The following is a 16,693-nucleotide window of genomic DNA, read 5'->3' as shown; positions in this document are numbered from 1 at the left end:
GGATGACCCGGTCGGTGGCGCCCCGGCCGGGGGGCGCCACCGGGCCGCGGTCCGGTGGAACAGCCCCGTCCCGGGCGCCGTTAACCTGAGGGGCGCCGCCGACGGTGGCGCCCGCGCGCTGTGCTCTCCACGGGTCCCACCTCCCGGGCACTGCACCGACGGACCGGTCACGGCCGGTCGAGGACAGGCCAGGAGGCTGCATGAGCACGTCCACCACCACGGCTCCCGGGGGCTCCGCGCCCGGCGAGCGCCGGCGTCCCGCCACCCCGTACGCGAAGCTGACGGCGCAGGTGCAGGCCGCCGGCCTCATGCAGCGCCGCACCGGCACCTACTGGCTGCGCATCGCGGCCACGACCGCGGCCTTCTCGGCCGTCGTCACCGGCGCGGTCCTCCTGCGCGACTCGTGGCTCGTCCTGCTCGTCGCCGCTCCGCTGGCGTTCGTGCTGACCCAGTTCGCCTTCCTCGGCCACGACGGCGCGCACCGGCAGATCTTCGCCTCGCACCGGGGCAACGAGTGGGCCGCGCGCATCTTCGCGGCCCTGCTCAACGGCCTGGGCTACGGCTGGTGGATGGGCAAGCACACCCGTCACCACCAGGCGCCCAACAAGCGCGGCACCGACGGCGACGTGGAGTCGGACGTCATCTCCTTCTACCCCGAGGCCGCGGCCTCCCGCCGCGGGCCGCTGCGCTGGTTCACCCGCCACCAGGGCTGGTTCTTCCTGCCGCTGCTGCTGCTGGAGGGCCTGAACCTGCACGCGGCCAGCGCCCGCTCGCTCGTGTCGTCCAGCCGCCGCGCCAAGGGCCGCTGGCTGGACGTGGCCCTCATCGCCACCCACTGGTCCGTCTACCTGGCGGCCCTGGTGCTGCTGCTCGGCCCCGGCCGCGGCGCCGCCTTCTTCGGCGTCCACATGGCCGCCTTCGGCGTGGCGATGGGCGGCGCGTTCGCGCCCAACCACGTCGGCATGCCCGTCCTGCCGCGCGAGGCCAAGGTCGACTTCATCCGCCGGCAGGTCCTGACCTCCCGCAACGTGCGCGGCGGCTGGTTCGTCGACCTGGTCATGGGCGGGCTGAACTTCCAGGTGGAGCACCACCTGTTCCCGAGCATGCCCCGCCCGAACCTCCGCCGCGCGCGCCCCTTCGTGCAGCGCTTCTGCGCCGAGCACGGCATCGCCTACACCGAGGAGGGGCTGCTCTCCTCGTACCGCTCGATCGTGCGGTACCTCAACGAGGTCGGGCTCGCGGCGCGCCACCCGTTCAGCTGCCCGCTGGCCGCGCAGCTGCGCGCCTGAGGCGGGTCCGGCCGGTCCACCGGTGGGCACCGCTGCCAGGAGGTGCTACGGTCGTGGGCGAGTCGCAGTTCTCGACGTGTTCACAGCACCCCGAGGATGTTCTCGAGGGTTTCGCGAAGCTTTCCACCTGGTAGGCCCCTCGACGACCAGCTCCCCCCGCGGGAGCGCACCAACACCAAGAGGAGGCCACCATGGCCCAGGGCACTGTCAAGTGGTTCAACGGCGAGAAGGGCTACGGCTTCATCGCCCCCGAGGACGGCTCGGCCGACGTCTTCGTCCACTTCAGCGAGATCACCGGCAGCGGTTACCGCTCGCTCGAGGAGAACGACCGCGTCGAGTACACGGTCACGCAGGGCCAGAAGGGCCCGCAGGCCAGCCAGGTCACGCGTCTCTGATCTGAGCCGCGACGACGGCCCCCCACCCGCACGGGTGGGGGGCCGTCGTGCGTCCGGGGCAGGATGCCCGACCGTGGTCCCGAACGCGCCCCCCGGGCGCTCGCGCGGCGGAGCCGTCCTGGTCGCGGCCCTGGCCGTGGACTCCCTGGGCAACGGGCTGTTCCTGCCCCTGTCCCTCGTGTTCTTCCTGCGCACGACCGACGTGGAGCTGGGTCCGCTCGGCGTCCTGCTGACCGTCGCGAACGCGGTCGCCCTGCCGGTGCCGGTGTGGGTGGGCGCCCTCGTCGACCGCGTCGGCGCCCGCCCGGTCGTCGTCGCCGCCCAGCTGGCCCAGGCCGCGGGCTTCCTCGCGTACGCCCACGTCACCTCGGCCGCCGGGGTGCTGGCCGCCGCGACCGTGGTCGCCGTCGGCGTGCGCGCGTTCTGGTCGGCGGTGTTCACCCTCGTCGCCGACCACGCCGACGGCGACCCCTCAGGGCGCTCCGCCGACGCGTGGTTCTCCCTGGCCAACGGTGCCCGCACCGCGGGCCTGGCCGCGGGCGGCCTGCTCACCGGCGTCGTCGTCGGCGACGGGCGCGCCGGCACGTACCGTGCGGTGGCGCTGGCCGCCGGGGCGGGGTTCGCCCTGGCCGCCGCCCTCATCGCCGTGTTCGTGCGCGCGCCCGGCACCCGCGCGGGCCGGCGGGCGGCGCTCGCGGGCGGGTACCGCGACCTCGTGCGCGACCGGCCCTTCCTCGCCCTGGTGGTGCTCAACACCGTCTTCGCGCTGGCCAGCCTGCTGCTCGGGCTGGCCCTGCCGACGGTGGTGCAGCGGCACCTGCTGGGACCGGCGTGGCTGACCGCGGCCGTCCTGGCCGGCAACGCGGCGCTGGTGGCCGCGCTGGCGGCACCCGTGGGTGCCCGCCTGCCGCGGCACCGGCGCACCCGCGTCGTCGCCCTCGCGGCCGCCCTGTGGACGCTCTGGGCGCTGGTCCTGGCGGTCCTCGGACCGGCCGCGACGGTCCCGCTGGCCGTGGCGCTCGCGGCGGTCACGCTGCTCGCGACGGCCGCCGAGCTGCTGCACGCCCCCGCCTCCACGGCGCTGGCCTCGGCCACCGCGCCGCCGGCCGCGCGGGGGCGCTACCTGGCGAGCTTCCAGTACTCCTTCGCCGTCGCCTCGCTCGTGGCGCCGGCGTTCTTCACGACGCTGTTCGCCGTGGACGCCGCCGCTCCCTGGCTGGCGCTGGCCGTCCTCACCGCGCTGGCCGGCGCGGGGACGCTGCGCCTGGAGCGGACGCTGCCGTCCTCCGCCGTCGACCCCCGCGCGGGTCCGGGGACCGGCGGGTGAGGTGTCAGCGGCGCTCCAGGGTGCCGCGCAGGAACGCGGCCTGCCCTGCGTGCTCCAGGTCGTCGTCCAGCACGCTGACCAGCCGCACGCCCAGCGTCACGGGCGGGTCCCAGCGCTCGTCGACGACGCGGTCCAGGTCGTCCGCGGACAGCGTGCGCAGGTAGCCGGCGGTGCGCTCGTGCACGGCGTCGTGGTACCCGCCGAGCAGCTCCGCGCTCGCCCGCACCCGCCCGACCTGCTCGGGTCCCATGCCGTAGCCGGTCTCGGCGTCGTCGAACGGCAGGGCGAACCGGCGGGCCCAGCCCCCGGCCGTCCACACGTCCTCGGCGCCGATGACCTCCGACAGGTGGTCGTCCTGGACGCGGGTCAGGTGCCACACCAGCCAGGCGACGGTGTTCCCCCCCGGGTCCAGCCGGGCCGCCAGCAGGTCCTCGTCCGCGCCGTCCACGGCGGCGTGCACGAGGGGCGGGATGCGCCCGTAGGCCTCCAGCAGCAGGTCGCGCGTGTCCACGCCCCCTGCCTACGCCGTCGGGCCGCCGTCCGCACCCGGGGAGGGCGGGGCGAACACGCAGAACTCGTTGCCCTCGGGGTCGGCGAGCACCGTCCAGGCGACCTGCTCGTCGGGGCGGCGCAGCAGCGCGGCCCCCAGGGCGAGCAGCGCGTCCACGTCGCCGACCAGGTCGACGTGCATCCGGTTCTTCACCGCCTTGGGCTCCGGCACGGGCGCGACCCACAGGTCGGGTGCCCTCCCGGCGGGGTCCCGCAGCAGCACGGGGTCCCCGGGCGGGCGCGGCTCGCCGCCGGGCAGCGGGACGCGGCGCCACCCGGCCGCCGCGCACCAGAAGTCGGCGAGCGCCTGGTGGTCGCGCGCGTCGAGGCACAGGTCCTTGAACCGGGCGGGAGCGGTCGCGGCAGCGGTCACCGGGGCATGGTGCCCCGGTGAGCCGCCGCCCGTCAGGCGCCGCCGGGCTCGAGCGTCACCGTCAGCGGGGTGAACGCCTCGCCGGTCACGTCCACGCCCTCGGCGCGCAGGGCGTCCAGCGCCTCGCGCACGTACTCGTCCGTCCACGCCTCCTCGTCCGGCTCGGCGCTGATGACGGTCTGGCCCTCGGCGTTGCGGGTCTCCAGCGCGATGCGCACCGTGCGCTCCCACGCCTCCGGGTCGACGAGCCCGGCGCCGTCCGGGGCCGGCCAGACGAGCTTGTTGACCTCGTTCACCTGCCACAGCTGGTGGCTGGCGCCCAGGGTGGAACCCCGCGCCACGACGACGTCGCGGGCGGCCTCCGGCTCGTCGCGGGCGAACGCCCACCCCTTGAGGCTGGCCTTGAGGAAGGCGACGGTCTGCTCCTGGTAGGCGCGCTCGCCCAGCCGGTCGGAGCTGGCCCACACCGCGTCCTGCAGCATCGCGGTGCCGACCTCGTTCCAGTCCAGGACGGTGAAGTCCTCGGGCCGGTACAGCTCGCCCGTCGCCGGGTCCTCGGCCTCCAGCAGCTGCGCGTACTCGTTGTAGGTCATGGCCTGCGCGGCGTCGATGTCGCCCTGCAGGAGGCCGAGCATGTCGAACTGCTGCTGGACGAGGGTGACGTCGCCGCTGGGGTCCAGGCCGGCGGCCGTCATGGCGGCGAACAGCTCGTACTCGTTGCCGAAGCCCCAGTTGCCGACGGTGCGCCCGCGCAGCGCGGCCACGTCGCCGATCCCGGCGTCGGCGAAGGAGACCTGCAGGGTGCCGGAGCGCTGGAACACCTGCGCCACGTTGGTGATCATCGCGCCCTGCTCGCGGGAGGCCAGCGCCTTGGGCACCCACGCGATCGCGTAGTCGGCCTGGCCCTGCGCCAGGACCGTCTGCGGGACGATGTCCGCGCCGCCCTCGAGGATCTGCACGTCCAGGCCCTCGTCGGCGTAGTAGCCCTGGTCGAGGGCGGCGAAGTAGCCGGCGAACTGCCCCTGGGTGACCCACTGCAGCTGCAGCCGCACCGGGGTGAGGCCGTCGGTGCCGGGCGCGGCGGCGGCGGGCTGCTCCTGGTCGGCGCTGCCGCAGGCGGCGGCGCCGAGGGCGAGGGCGCCCCCGGCGGCGCCCAGCAGGGCGGTGCGGCGGGCGATCGTCGGGGTGCGGGTCACCGGGTCCTCCTGGAGGGGGTCGTGGGGGACAGCAGCCGCTCGGCGAGCAGGGCCGCGAGGTAGGAGGCGAGGCCGAGCAGGACGGCCCCGAGGACGTAGGCCCACGCCCGCGGGTAGGCGGTGGCGCTGGCGGCGGAGGTGATGCGCGAGCCGAGCCCGTCCTGGCGGCCGCCGAAGTACTCGGCGACCACCGCGGCGATGACGGCCAGCGAGGAGGCCAGGCGCAGGCCGGTGAACACGAACGGCACCGCCCCCGGCAGGCGCACGTGGCGGGTCACGGCCCACCCGCCCACCGCCAGGGAGCGCATCAGCTCCGCGTGCACGGGCGAGACGCGGCGCAGCCCGCGCGCGGTGTTGACGAACAGCGGGAAGAACACCGCCACGGCCACGACGAGGCGGCGCGGCACCGGGCTGGTGGAGCCGAACAGCGCGTTGAACACCGGCGCCAGGGCGACGATCGGCATGGCGTTCGCGGCCGCCGACAGCGGCGTGAGCACCTCGTCCAGCAGGCGCAGCCGCGCGGCCAGGACCGCGGCCACGATCCCGGCGACGGAGCCGGCCAGCAGGCCGATCGCCGCCGTCAGGCCCGTCGCGGCGGCCGCCCGCGCGACGTCCGGGGCGACCGTCCCGAACGCCGCGGCGATCGCCAGCGGGGAGGGCAGCACGAACGTGGCGACCCGGCCGGCGACCACGACGACCTGCCAGGCGACGAGGAGCGCCACGCCGACGACGACGGGGGGCAGCAGCAGCTGCGCGCGGGTGCTCACCGCTCCGCGCTCCGGGCCGCGGGCGCGGCGGTCGTCGCGGAGGCCGAGGGGGAGCCGGAGCGCCCGCGCAGGGCCTCGCGCACCTCGGTGATCGCCGCGAAGTAGGCGGGGTGCTCGCGGGCGTCCTCGTCGCGCGAGGGCAGGTCCACGTCCACGACGCGCACGACGCGGCCCGGGCGGGCGGACATGACGACGACCTGCGTGGACAGGAACACCGCCTCGGCGATGGAGTGGGTGACGAACACGACCGTCGTGCCGGTGCGCTCGCGCAGCCGCAGCAGCTCGGTCTGCAGGTGCTCGCGCGTCATCTCGTCCAGCGCGCCGAACGGTTCGTCCATCAGCAGCAGGGGCGGTTCCTCCGCCAGCGCGCGGGCGATCGCCACCCGCATCCGCATGCCGCCCGACAGCTCCGCCGGCCGCGAGCGCGCGACGTCGCCCAGGCCGACCAGCTCCAGCAGCTCCCGGGCGCGCGCGGCGCGCTCGCGCCGGCCGACGCCGTGCAGCTCCAGCGGCAGTTCCACGTTGCGCTGCACGCTGCGCCAGTCCAGCAGCCCGGCGGACTGGAAGGCGATGCCGTAGCGGTGGGCCAGGCGCGCCTCGTGCGCGCTGAGGCCGCCGACGGTGACGTGGCCGGCGGTCGGCTGCACCAGGTCGCCGATGCAGCGCAGCAGGGTGGACTTGCCGCAGCCGGAGGGGCCGATGAGGGAGACGAACGCCCCGGGGGCGATGTCCAGGTCGATCCCGCTCAGGGCCTGGACGGGACCGCGGTCGGTCTCGAAGCGCACGTCGAGGCCGGTGGTGCGGACGGCGGCGGTCATCGCGGGGCCTCCAGCGGGCGGTGGCGCCGCAGCAGGGCGACGTCGAGGACGGAGACGAGGGCGGCGGCGGCCAGGCCGAGCAGGGCCGCGCCGAGGACGGCGGCGTACAGCCGGCCGGGGGAGGAGGTCGCCTGCTGGGCGTACTCCAGGACGAGGCGGCCCACGCCGCCGCGGGTGCCGGTGGAGATCTCCGCGACGATCGAGCCGACGACGGCCTGCGCGGCGGCCAGGCGCAGCGCCGGGACGAGGAACGGCAGACCGGCCGGGACCCGCAGCCGCAGCAGCGTCTGGCGGGGGGTGGCCGCGCACGCCGTGAACAGCTCGGTCGCGGCCGGCGACGGGGACTGCAGGCCGCGCAGCGCGCCGAGGGCGACGGGGCAGAACGCCAGGTAGGCGGAGATGACGACGACCGACGTCCACGGCTGCCAGGTCAGCGTCGGCGTCAGCTGCAGGCGCCCGCCCCAGGCGGCGACCAGCGGTGCGACGGCGATGACGGGGACGGTCTGGCTGAGCACCACCCACGGCAGCAGCCCGCGCTCGGCGAGGCGGAACCGCTGCATGGGCAGCGCCAGGGCGATCCCGACGAGCGCGCCGAGCAGCCAGCCGCCGGCCGCGGTGCGGAACGTGCCCCAGCAGGCGGCCAGGACGGCCTGCCCCACGGTGCGCGAGCCCGGGACCGCGACCTCCGGTTCGCCGAGCGTGCGCAGCACCTCCAGGACGCCCGGCATGGAGCGCGGGTCGGCGCGGGGCAGGACCCGCTGGCCGCCGACCTCGACGCCGGTGACCGGCCCCAGCGCCCGGTAGAGCTCCCAGAGCACGAGGAGGACGGCCACCCCCAGCAGCGCGGTCGCGGTGCGCCGCACCGCGGCGGGCACGCGCGCCGGGCGGGGCAGCTCGCGCACCTGGTGCGTGCGCGCGGCCTCGGTGGCGAGCAGCTCGCTCACGCGCCGCCCCTCACGAGACGGCCGTCACGACGGGCGCCAGGGCGGGGACCACGACGTCGCCGTAGGCGCGCAGCGTCTGCTCCTTGGCGTCGTGCTGCAGGTACAGGGCGAACTGGTCGACGCCCAGGGCCGCGAGGTCGCGCAGCCGGGCGACGTGGTCGGCGGCGTCGCCCAGCAGGCAGAACCGGTCGACGACCTCGTCGGGCACGAACCGCGCGTGGGTGTTCCCGGCGCGCCCGTGCTGGTTGTAGTCGTAGCCCTCGCGCCCGCGCACGTAGTCGGTGAGGGCGGCCGGCACGGGGTTGTCCCCGGAGCCGCCCTCGCCGTAGCGGGCGACGAGGTCGGCGACGTGGTTGCCGACCATCCCGCCGAACCAGCGGCACTGCTCGCGCTGGTGCTCGATCGTGGCGCCGGAGGCGTCGCCGACGTAGGCCGGGGCGGCCACGCACACCTTCACCGCCATCGGGTCGCGGCCGGCGCGCTCGGCGGCCTCGCGGACCGCCTTGATGGTCCAGGCGGCGATGTCGGGGTCGGCCAGCTGCAGGATGAAACCGTCGGCGACCTCCCCGGTCAGCTGCAGGGCCTTCGGCCCGTAGGCGGCCACCCACACCTCGGTCTGGTGGGCCGGGCCGTGGTCGACGGCCCACGGCAGCCGGACGGTCTGCCCGCGGTGCTCGACGGGCCGGCCGTTGGCCAGTTCCCGGATGACGTGCACGCTCTCGCGCAGCGCCGCCAGGGTGGTCGGCTTCCCCGACAGGGTGCGCACCGCGGAGTCGCCGCGGCCGATGCCGCAGATCGTGCGGGGGCCGTACATCTCGTTGAGGGTCGCGTACGTCGAGGCGGTCACCGACCACTCGCGGGTCGCGGGGTTGGTGACCATCGGGCCGACGACGACCTTGCGGGTGGCCTGCAGCACGGCCGAGTGGACGACGTACGGCTCCTCCCACAGCACGTGGGAGTCGAACGTCCAGACGTGGCTGAACCCGTACGCCTCCGCGCGCCGCGCGAGGTCGACGACCCGGGCGGCGGGCGGGGTGGTCTGCAGCACGACACCGAAGTCCACGGTGGTCCTCCTCCTCGGGAGCGCTCAGCGCAGGTACTGGGACAGGCCGCGGCGGACGAACCGCCCGTGGCCGGGGCTGCCGGTGTACTGGCCGGCGTCGACGACGACGCGCCCGCGGGACATCACCGTGCGCACCGCGCCGGTCAGCTCGAAACCCTCGAACGCCGAGTAGTCGATGTTCATGTGGTGGGTGGCCGCGCTGATGCGGGTGGTGCCGCGCGGGTCGTAGAGCACGACGTCGGCGTCGGAACCCGGCGCGATCGTGCCCTTGCGCGGGTACATGCCGAACATCCGGGCGGGGGTGGTCGAGCACGTCTCCACCCACCGCTGCAGCGACAGCTTCCCGTCGGCGACGCCCTGGTGGACGAGGTCGAGCCGGTGCTCGACGCCGCCCATCCCGTTGGGGATCCTCGAGAAGTCCCCGCGCCCCAGCTCCTTCTGGTCCTCGAAGCAGAACGGGCAGTGGTCGGTGGAGACGACCGCGAGGTCGTCGGTGCGCAGGCCCCGCCACAGGTCCGCGGCGTGCGACTCGCGCCCGCTGCGCAGCGGCGTGGAGCACGCGTACTTGGCGCCCTCGAAGCTGCCCGGCCCGCCGGCGCCGAGGTGCTCCTCCAGCGTCAGGTACAGGTACTGCGGGCAGGTCTCGGCGAACACGTTCGCGCCCGTGGCGCGGGCCTCGGCGATGCGGGCCAGCGCGCGCGAGGCGGACACGTGCACGACGTACAGGGGGGTGCCGCCGGCGACCTCGGCCAGCAGGACGGCCCGGTTGACCGCCTCGGCCTCCATGGCCTCCGGGCGGGTCAGCCCGTGGAACACCGGGTCGACGTCCCCGCGCGCCAGCGCCTGCTGGACGAGGACGTCGATGGCGGTGCCGTTCTCCGCGTGCATCATGATCATCGCGCCGTTCTCGCGGGCGCGCTGCATGGCTCGCAGGATCTGCCCGTCGTCGGAGTAGAACACCCCCGGGTAGGCCATGAACAGCTTGAAGCTCGTGACGCCCTCGTGGGCGACGAGGGAGTCCATCGCCTTCAGGGAGTCCTCGTCCACGCCGCCGAGCACCATGTGGAAGCCGTAGTCGACGGCGCAGTTCCCCTCGGCCTTGGCGTGCCAGCGCGCCAGCGACTCCTCGACGACCTCGCCGGTGCGCTGCACGGCGAAGTCGACGATCGTCGTGGTGCCGCCCCACGCGGCCGCCCGGGTCCCCGTCTCGAACGTGTCGGAGGACTCGGTGCCGCCGAACGGCATCTCCATGTGCGTGTGCACGTCCACGCCGCCGGGCAGGACGTACAGCCCCGTGGCGTCGATCCGGCGGTCGACGGCGAAGGCGTCGCCACCGCCGGGGGTCAGCAGCGCGGCCACCTGCTCGCCGTCGACGAGGACGTCGGTGGGGATCGCCCCGGTGGCCGAGACCAGGGTGCCCCCGGCGATCAGGGTGCGGCTCACGGGCGCACCAGGTCGCCGTAGCTGTCGGGGCGGCGGTCGCGGTAGAACTGCCAGTCGCTGCGGACCTCGCGGATCAGGCCGAGGTCGATGTCGCGCAGCAGCAGTTCGTCGTCGGTGGAACTGCCGCGCTCGCCGACGACGTTGCCGCGCGGGTCCACGACGTAGGAGGTGCCGTAGAACGGGACCGCGTCCTCGCCGAACTCCTGCACCTCGCGCCCGACGCGGTTCGGGACGGCGACGAAGTACCCGTTGGCGGCGGCCGCGGTGGGCTGCTCCAGCTCCCACAGGCGGTTCGACAGGCCCGGCTTGGAGGCGTTGGGGTTGAACACGATCTCGGCGCCGGCCAGGCCGAGGGCGCGCCAGCCCTCGGGGAAGTGCCGGTCGTAGCAGATGTAGACGCCGACCCTGCCGACCGCCGTGTCGAACACCGGGTAGCCCAGGTTCCCGGGGCGGAAGTAGAACTTCTCCCAGAACCGGTCCAGGTGCGGGATGTGGTGCTTGCGGTACTTGCCCAGGTAGCGGCCGTCGGCGTCCACGACGGCGGCGGTGTTGTAGAGGACGCCGGGCTGCTCCTCCTCGTACACCGGCAGGACCATCACCGTGCCGGTCTGCGCGGCGATCTCCTGGAACCGGGCGACGGTGGGACCGGGGACGGACTCGGCGTACTCGTAGTAGGCGGCGTCCTGCACCTGGCCGAAGTAGGGGCCGTAGAACAGCTCCTGGAAGCACACGATCCCGGCGCCGGCGTCGGCGGCCTGGCGCGCGTACTCCTCGTGCGCCCTGAGCATGCTCTCCTTGTCGCCGGTCCAGGCGGCCTGCACCAGCGCGACGCGCAGCATCGACACGGGAACCTCGTCTCGGGGGTCCGGGGGGTGGTGAGCCACGAGGATCGCCGTCGCCGCCGGGGGCGGGCAATGCCGTCGCCGCGCGGTTCCCGCCGCGTACGGTGTGCAGGTGCACAACCCGGGAAACGTGGCCGAAACCGCGGCCGTCCGGTCGGTCCTGCTGGAGCTGCTCGGGGAGGTCGACGAGCTCGCCGAGCGGTTCGTCGCCGCGCTGGTGCAGGTGGTCCCGTACTCCGACGGCGCCGTCGAGCGCGCCCGGCTGGTCGCCGACGCCGTCGCCACCTACGAGCGGGTGCTGCGCCGGCTCGTGCAGCTGCCCGTGCCCGAGCGCCTCGTCGAGCTGTCCCGCGACGTCGGCCGGCACCGCGCGGGCATCGACGTCCCCCTGGCGGCCGTGGTCACCGGCACCCGCCTGCACTTCCGGGTGGTGTGGGAGGAGCTGGCGGACCGGCTGCCCGCGGACGCCCTCGTGACGGCCGTGCAGCTGCCGGTGGAGCTGTGGCAGGCGGTCGAGGAGCACTCGGCCGACGTGCAGACCGGGTACCACGAGGCGGCCACGGCGCTGGCGTACGAGCGCGACCGGGACCGCCGGCGCATCGTCGAGGCCCTGCTGGACTCCGACGGGGAGGACGACGAGCTCGTCGGCCGGGCCGCCACCGTGCTGGGGGCCGCCCGCACCGACGACGTCTTCGTCGCCGTCCTGCCCGCGCGCGCCGCGGACGGGGCCGCGCTCGTGCGCCGCGCCCGCGCCGAGGGGCTGCACGTGCACGAGTGGCGCGGCGCCCTCGTCGTCCTGGGCAGCCGGCGGCGGGGGGCGTGGCCGCAGCAGGGCCCGGGTCGCCCCGTGGTCCCGGCGGCGCTGCGCGAGGTGGCGTGCGGGGTGGGGCCCCTGGCGGCCGGGGTGGCGCGCGTCCCGCGCGCCGTGCGGGTGGCCGAGCGGGTGGCGGCCAGCCTGGGCCCCGGGCCGGCGGGCCCCCGCCGCCCGGCGGAGGCGGCGCTCGACGTGGCCGCGCACCAGCTGGGCGCCGTGCGCGAGGACGTGGCCCGCGACGTCCTGGCCGACCTGCTGCTGCTGGCCCCGCCCGAGCGCGCGCGGCTGCTGGAGGCCGTGGACGCCTACGCCGCGACCGGGTCGGTGGCCGCGGCGGCCGGGCACCTGTACTGCCACCGCAACACCGTCCTGAACCGGTTGCGGCGCACCGCGGAGTGCACGGGCCTGGACGTCACCGTCCCCGAGCAGGCCGCCGTCCTGCTGCTGGCGCTGCGGGCGTGGCGCCAGCACGAGGCGGCCGACGCCGCCCGCTGACCGGGCCCGCGCGCGGGGCGCTCAGCGCCCGCGCACGGCCTCGAGGGCCCGGACGAACTCGTCCACCGCGCCCGGCTCGGCGCGGGTGGTGAACCGCAGCGGCCGGCCGTCCACGACGACCTCCAGGCGCTGGGCGCCGCGCGGGAACCGCACCGGCCGCGCGCGCACGTCGCCGACCGAGGAGACCGGCACCGACGCGACGGAGGGGCCTCCCAGCAGCTGCGGCTGCGCCAGCCACAGCCGCTCGGTGCTGACCGCCAGCGCGCCCGCCCCGCCCAGCGCGGCGGCGGTCCCGGCCACCGTCAGCACCGCCAGCGCCGTCTCGCCCTCCTGCGCCATGCGGCCCAGCAGCGGCGCGTGCGCCGCGTCCCCGCCGGACGGGCTCGCGGCGCTCACGGCTGGCGCCGCTCGACGCGCCAGGCGCCGGGGTCGTCCAGCCGCGCGGGCTCGCCGTCGCGGCTGAGGTGGACGAGGCGGTCGTGCAGCCGGGAGGTGCGCCCCTGCCAGAACTCCACCTCGCGGGCGGCGACGAGGTAGCCGCCCCAGTGCGGCGGGGCGGGCACGTCGTCCGCCGAACCGGTGTCCGGCCAGCGCCGGCGCAGCTCGGCCTCGCGCTCGTGCAGCTCGCGCGCGGAGGCGATCGGCCGCGACTGCTCGCTGGCCCACGCCCCGATCCGCGATCCGTAGGGGCGGGAGGCGAAGTACGCCTCCGTCTCCGGGCGCGGCAGCACCGACGCGACGCCGCGCACGGCGACCTGCCGGTGCGGTCCGTGCCAGCAGAACAGCAGCGCCACCCGCGGGTCGGCGGCGATCGCGGACGCCTTGCGCGAGCGCTGGTTGGTGTAGAAGACGAAACCCCGGCCGTCGACGCCCTTGAGCAGCACGGTGCGCGAGGACACCCCGTCCGGCCCGGCGGTGGACACCGTCATGGCGTTCACCTCGCCGACCGCCGCGCCCGGCTCCGCCGCCTGCGAGTACCAGCGGGAGAACTGCTCCAGCGGGGTGGGCGCGAGGTCGGCGACGTCGAAGTCGCGTCCGCCGTAGTCGACGCGGCGCTGCGCTGGGTCCTCCACGGCGCCAGGGTAGGGCGCGGCTCCCGCTGCCGCCCGGAGGTCGGGGCGGGGCGGGTGGCGCCCGGGCACGGGGCTGCGGGGCGCCGGCTCAGGTGAGCACGAGGTGCTGGTGGCCGTCGAGGAGCTCCCGGGCGGCGTCGAGGTGGCCGGCGTGGCAGGCCGTCTCGGTCAGGACGTGCAGGACGGTCGCGCGCAGGCCCCGCCGGGGCAGGCCGGGGAAGACGTCGGCCGGCCACCGGGCGGGCGGGGCGTCCAGGGGCGTGGCGGCCACGACGGCGTCCGAGCGCGCGGCCTCGGCGCGGTAGGCGTCCAGGACCGCCGCGGCGGGCGTGCCGGTGGGGACCCGCCACGCCCCGTCGCCCTCGGCGAGGTCGACGTCCTCGCCGGCCACCACGGCGCGGAACCAGAAGCGCTCCACGTCCAGCGCCAGGTGCTGCACGAGGCCGAGGCACGTCCAGCCCGAGGGCAGGACCGGGCGGCGCAGCGCCTGCTCGGGCAGCCCGTCGAGCGCGGCCAGCACGTGGGCGCGCTGGGCGCGCAGCGCGTCCAGCAGCGCGCACCGCTCGGCCGCCCACGGGTCCGGACCCTCGCCTGCCGGTGGTCGGGTGGTCGTCACGGCCGGTGGACCCGGGCGGGGGGCCGGACTCATCGGCCGGGGACCGGCCGGGACGAGCGGCGCCGAGGTGCCGCCCGGCCCCGCCGGTCGTAGCGTCGCCCGCGGTGGAGCAGTCCGCCGCGAGGACGACCGACGGCGGACGGAGTCGACGTGGACGTGGGTGCGGCGGCCGGTGCGGCGGCCAGGACGGCGGTGCGCGGGGTGCGCGCGGCCGCGGGCAAGGTGCTCCCCGGCACCGCGGGTGCGGTGCTGGGCGAGGGTGGCGGGGACGCCGCGAGCAGCGGGCAGCAGGTGATGACGATCGGCCGGCCGGCCGGCGACGTGCTCGCCGCCTGCCGCGACCCGCACGTGCTCTCGCGGCTGCTGGGCGAGCTGGGCGAGGTCCGCCAGGACGCCGCCGACGGCGCGCTGGCCTGGACGCTGGGCGGGCGCGAGGTCGCCACCCGCGCCGAGGAGGAGCCGGACGCGCTGCGGCACACCACGACCCGCGAGGCCGAGGGCCTGCCCGCGGGCACCGTCCTGCTGGAGGTCGGCACCGCGCCCGCCCCGGCCGACCTGGGCACCGAGGTGCGCCTGCGCGTGCAGGCCCCCGTCGGTGACCTGGCCGCCGGCGCGGCCGCGTTCACGCTGCTGTACCGGCTGCGCGCTCTCCTCGTCACCGGGGAGATCCCCACCATCGACCCCCAGCCGGCGCACCGCGCCGCGTCGCGCTGACCGCGCGGGAACGGAGACCGGCGTGCGAGCCCTGTGCTGGAACGGCGTGAACGACCTGTCCGTCGAGACGGTCGACGACCCCCACGTCCTCAACCCGCACGACGTCGTGCTGCGGGTGCGCGCGACCACGACGTGCGGCTCGGACCTGCACTTCGTCGACGGCTACCTGCCGGGCATGCGCTCCGGCGACGTCATCGGCCACGAGTTCATGGGCGAGGTCGTCGAGGTCGGCCCCGAGGTGCGGCGCACCCGCGTGGGCGAGCGCGTCGTCGTCCCCTCGTTCATCGGCTGCGGGGAGTGCTTCTACTGCCGCCACGACATGTGGTCGCTGTGCGACACGACGAACCCCAACGCGGCCGCGCAGCAGCCGCTGCTCGGGTACCCCAGCGGCGGCATCTACGGCTACACCCACCCCTTCGGCGGGTACGCCGGCTCGCACGCCGAGTACGTGCGCGTCCCCTTCGGCGACGTGAACTGCTTCGCGGTGCCCGAGGGCGTCGGCGACGTGGCCGCGCTGTTCTGCTCCGACGCCGTGCCCACCGGGTACATGGGCGCGGACTTCTGCGACATCTCGCCCGGCGACACGGTGGCCGTCTTCGGCGCGGGCGGGGTCGGGCTGATGGCCGCCGCCAGCGCGCGCCTCATGGGAGCCGGGCGCGTCATCGTCGTGGACCGGCTGCCCGAGCGGCTGGAGGCGGCCCGCACGCACGTGGGCGCGGAGACGATCGACTACACGGCCGTCGACAGCGTGCAGGAGGTGCTGCGCGACACCACGGGCGGGCGCGGTCCCGACGCGGTCGTCGAGGCCGTCGGCATGGAGGGGCACGGCACGGGCGTGCAGCAGGTCGTCGACCGCGCCAAGCAGGCGCTGCGGCTGGAGACCGACCGCGCCACCCCGCTGCGCGAGGCCGTCATGGCCTGCCGCAAGGGCGGTGTCGTCGCCGTCCTCGGCGTGTACGGGCTCACCGACTCCTTCCCGATGGGCCTGGTGCTCAACAAGGGGCTGACGATCCGCTCCGCGCAGCAGCACGGGCAGCGGTACGTGCCGCGGCTGCTGGAGCACGTGGCCGCCGGGGAGCTGGACACGACGTTCCTGGCCACGCACGAGATGCCCCTGGAGGACGCCGTGGAGGGGTACCGGATCTTCAAGGAGAAGGAGGACGGGTGCCTGCGGGCGGTGTTCCGCCCGTGAGCCCGCTCCCCGCCGCGGTCCCCGCCTTGCGGAGGGTGCGTCGCGGTGGTCCGGTGGGGACCGGCAAGACCGTCGATCGAGGAGGAACCGCGTGACCACGCAGCCAGGCCAGGAGCCCGGGACCGAGCGCGCCGCCGAGGCGCCCACGGAACCCGGCTACGGCAACGACACCGGGTTCGCCGAGGAGGCCGAGGCGGCGGACGACACCACGCCCGATACCACCTCCGACGACCCGGACAGCACCGACGCCTCCGACGTCGACATCACCGGCGAGGGTGACGGCGACACCGGCGGCGACGGGCAGTAGGCGGCCCGGGCGCCCGCCGGCCGCGTCAGGCGCGGTCGGCGAGCGCCCGCTGGGTCAGCGGGTCCCGCAGCCCGCCGTAGAACCTCTCCAGCACCTCGGCGAACACCGGCTCGTCCGGGTCGGCCGCCGCGAACAGCGTCATCGACGAGCGCAGCTTGAGCGCGTCCGTCGGCCCCAGCAGCGCCTCCGGGTCGTCGGTGGCCGCGCTCGCCGCCAGGCGGGCGCACTCGCGCAGCCGCGGCCCCAGGACGGGGTGCGCCAGGTAGGCGCGGGCCTCGTCCAGGTCGGCGATCGAGAACTCCACCGCGGTGGCCGAGCGGCCCAGCCCGGTCACCTGCGGGAACACGAACCACATCCAGTGGCTGCGCTTGCGCCCGGCGCGCAGCTCGGCGACGGCGGCCTCGTGGCCGCCGGCGTCCTGGGCGTCGACGAAGCGCTGCAGGTCGTACGGGTCCTCCACACGAGCAGGGTAGTCA

The 16,693-nt window shown here is 76.1% G+C and carries 20 protein-coding genes; 7 read left to right on the top strand and 13 right to left on the bottom strand.

Features of this window, described 5'->3' with window-relative positions:
• The first annotated feature begins 200 nt into the window (after positions 1 to 200).
• The 3 genes from ACRYMY_RS04630 to ACRYMY_RS04620 all read left to right on the top strand — a co-directional run bounded on the left by ACRYMY_RS04630 (position 201) and on the right by ACRYMY_RS04620 (position 3,011).
• Positions 201 to 1,289 (top strand): fatty acid desaturase family protein, encoded by a 1,089-nt coding sequence (locus tag ACRYMY_RS04630; RefSeq protein ID WP_432546094.1) that lies wholly within the window; start codon positions 201 to 203, stop codon positions 1,287 to 1,289.
• Positions 1,290 to 1,480: 191 nt separating this feature from the next.
• Positions 1,481 to 1,684, top strand: a complete 204-nt coding sequence (locus ACRYMY_RS04625) for a cold-shock protein (RefSeq protein ID WP_369052430.1) — start codon at positions 1,481 to 1,483, stop codon at positions 1,682 to 1,684.
• A 73-nt stretch (positions 1,685 to 1,757) separates the two neighbouring features.
• Entirely contained in the window at positions 1,758 to 3,011 is a 1,254-nt protein-coding gene (locus tag ACRYMY_RS04620; RefSeq protein WP_432546093.1) for an MFS transporter, read from the top strand.
• A 4-nt stretch (positions 3,012 to 3,015) separates the two neighbouring features.
• Here the strand turns inward: ACRYMY_RS04620 and ACRYMY_RS04615 are convergent, their stop codons facing one another.
• The 9 genes from ACRYMY_RS04615 to ACRYMY_RS04575 are packed head-to-tail and all read right to left on the bottom strand — an operon-like array spanning position 3,016 to position 11,003.
• On the bottom strand, positions 3,016 to 3,522 hold the full coding sequence (locus ACRYMY_RS04615) for a mycothiol transferase (protein WP_432546092.1): 507 nt from the start codon (positions 3,520 to 3,522) through the stop codon (positions 3,016 to 3,018).
• Positions 3,523 to 3,531: 9 nt separating this feature from the next.
• Positions 3,532 to 3,933: a VOC family protein gene (locus ACRYMY_RS04610; RefSeq protein ID WP_432546091.1), complete on the bottom strand. Its 402-nt coding sequence runs from the start codon at positions 3,931 to 3,933 to the stop codon at positions 3,532 to 3,534.
• 32 nt (positions 3,934 to 3,965) lie between these two features.
• On the bottom strand, positions 3,966 to 5,129 hold the full coding sequence (locus tag ACRYMY_RS04605) for an ABC transporter substrate-binding protein (RefSeq protein WP_432546090.1): 1,164 nt from the start codon (positions 5,127 to 5,129) through the stop codon (positions 3,966 to 3,968).
• Positions 5,126 to 5,896: an ABC transporter permease gene (locus ACRYMY_RS04600; protein ID WP_432546089.1), complete on the bottom strand. Its 771-nt coding sequence runs from the start codon at positions 5,894 to 5,896 to the stop codon at positions 5,126 to 5,128. The genes ACRYMY_RS04605 and ACRYMY_RS04600 overlap by 4 nt, the downstream gene beginning before the upstream one ends.
• Positions 5,893 to 6,714, bottom strand: a complete 822-nt coding sequence (locus ACRYMY_RS04595; RefSeq protein ID WP_432546088.1) for an ABC transporter ATP-binding protein — start codon at positions 6,712 to 6,714, stop codon at positions 5,893 to 5,895. Before ACRYMY_RS04595 ends, ACRYMY_RS04600 begins: the two co-directional genes overlap by 4 nt.
• The gene (locus ACRYMY_RS04590) at positions 6,711 to 7,658 is read right to left on the bottom strand and encodes an ABC transporter permease (protein ID WP_432546087.1); all 948 of its coding nucleotides are present in this window, start codon (positions 7,656 to 7,658) and stop codon (positions 6,711 to 6,713) included. The genes ACRYMY_RS04595 and ACRYMY_RS04590 overlap by 4 nt, the downstream gene beginning before the upstream one ends.
• A gap of 10 nt (positions 7,659 to 7,668) precedes the next feature.
• On the bottom strand, positions 7,669 to 8,721 hold the full coding sequence (locus ACRYMY_RS04585) for a TIGR03842 family LLM class F420-dependent oxidoreductase (RefSeq protein ID WP_432546086.1): 1,053 nt from the start codon (positions 8,719 to 8,721) through the stop codon (positions 7,669 to 7,671).
• Positions 8,722 to 8,745: 24 nt separating this feature from the next.
• A complete protein-coding gene (gene hydA / locus ACRYMY_RS04580; RefSeq protein ID WP_432546085.1) occupies positions 8,746 to 10,164 on the bottom strand; it encodes a dihydropyrimidinase in 1,419 nt (472 codons plus the stop codon).
• On the bottom strand, positions 10,161 to 11,003 hold the full coding sequence (locus tag ACRYMY_RS04575; protein ID WP_432546109.1) for a nitrilase-related carbon-nitrogen hydrolase: 843 nt from the start codon (positions 11,001 to 11,003) through the stop codon (positions 10,161 to 10,163). The genes hydA and ACRYMY_RS04575 overlap by 4 nt, the downstream gene beginning before the upstream one ends.
• 115 nt (positions 11,004 to 11,118) lie before the next feature.
• Here ACRYMY_RS04575 and ACRYMY_RS04570 point away from each other — a divergent pair, with 115 nt between their 5' ends.
• Complete coding sequence (locus tag ACRYMY_RS04570; protein ID WP_432546084.1) at positions 11,119 to 12,315, top strand: helix-turn-helix domain-containing protein; 1,197 nt, start codon at positions 11,119 to 11,121, stop codon at positions 12,313 to 12,315.
• 21 nt (positions 12,316 to 12,336) lie between these two features.
• On the opposite strand, the gene ACRYMY_RS04565 is transcribed toward ACRYMY_RS04570, so the two are convergent.
• From ACRYMY_RS04565 to ACRYMY_RS04555, 3 genes are all read right to left on the bottom strand, one after another.
• The gene (locus ACRYMY_RS04565) at positions 12,337 to 12,711 is read right to left on the bottom strand and encodes a hypothetical protein (protein ID WP_432546083.1); all 375 of its coding nucleotides are present in this window, start codon (positions 12,709 to 12,711) and stop codon (positions 12,337 to 12,339) included.
• Positions 12,708 to 13,388, bottom strand: coding sequence for a pyridoxamine 5'-phosphate oxidase (gene pdxH / locus ACRYMY_RS04560; protein WP_432546082.1), 681 nt, complete (start codon positions 13,386 to 13,388; stop codon positions 12,708 to 12,710). The genes ACRYMY_RS04565 and pdxH overlap by 4 nt, the downstream gene beginning before the upstream one ends.
• 88 nt (positions 13,389 to 13,476) lie before the next feature.
• On the bottom strand, positions 13,477 to 14,004 hold the full coding sequence (locus ACRYMY_RS04555; RefSeq protein ID WP_432546081.1) for a DinB family protein: 528 nt from the start codon (positions 14,002 to 14,004) through the stop codon (positions 13,477 to 13,479).
• Positions 14,005 to 14,154: 150 nt separating this feature from the next.
• Here ACRYMY_RS04555 and ACRYMY_RS04550 point away from each other — a divergent pair, with 150 nt between their 5' ends.
• The 3 genes from ACRYMY_RS04550 (at position 14,155) to ACRYMY_RS04540 (ending at position 16,217) form a co-directional block, all read left to right on the top strand.
• Positions 14,155 to 14,718 carry a hypothetical protein gene (locus ACRYMY_RS04550; RefSeq protein ID WP_432546080.1) on the top strand — a complete coding sequence of 188 codons (564 nt, stop codon included), beginning with the start codon at positions 14,155 to 14,157 and terminating at the stop codon, positions 14,716 to 14,718.
• 22 nt (positions 14,719 to 14,740) lie between these two features.
• Positions 14,741 to 15,910: a zinc-dependent alcohol dehydrogenase gene (locus ACRYMY_RS04545; RefSeq protein ID WP_432546079.1), complete on the top strand. Its 1,170-nt coding sequence runs from the start codon at positions 14,741 to 14,743 to the stop codon at positions 15,908 to 15,910.
• Positions 15,911 to 16,001: 91 nt separating this feature from the next.
• Positions 16,002 to 16,217 carry a hypothetical protein gene (locus ACRYMY_RS04540; protein WP_432546078.1) on the top strand — a complete coding sequence of 72 codons (216 nt, stop codon included), beginning with the start codon at positions 16,002 to 16,004 and terminating at the stop codon, positions 16,215 to 16,217.
• A gap of 25 nt (positions 16,218 to 16,242) precedes the next feature.
• On the opposite strand, the gene ACRYMY_RS04535 is transcribed toward ACRYMY_RS04540, so the two are convergent.
• A complete protein-coding gene (locus ACRYMY_RS04535) occupies positions 16,243 to 16,677 on the bottom strand; it encodes a DUF1810 domain-containing protein (RefSeq protein WP_432546077.1) in 435 nt (144 codons plus the stop codon).
• Positions 16,678 to 16,693 lie beyond the last annotated feature (16 nt).

Source organism: Kineococcus haloalkalitolerans, from assembly GCF_050871905.1.
Lineage (GTDB): Bacteria > Actinomycetota > Actinomycetes > Actinomycetales > Kineococcaceae > Kineococcus.
Note: the sequence above shows the minus strand (reverse complement) of the source record. Positions and strands in the feature narration are given on the sequence as shown.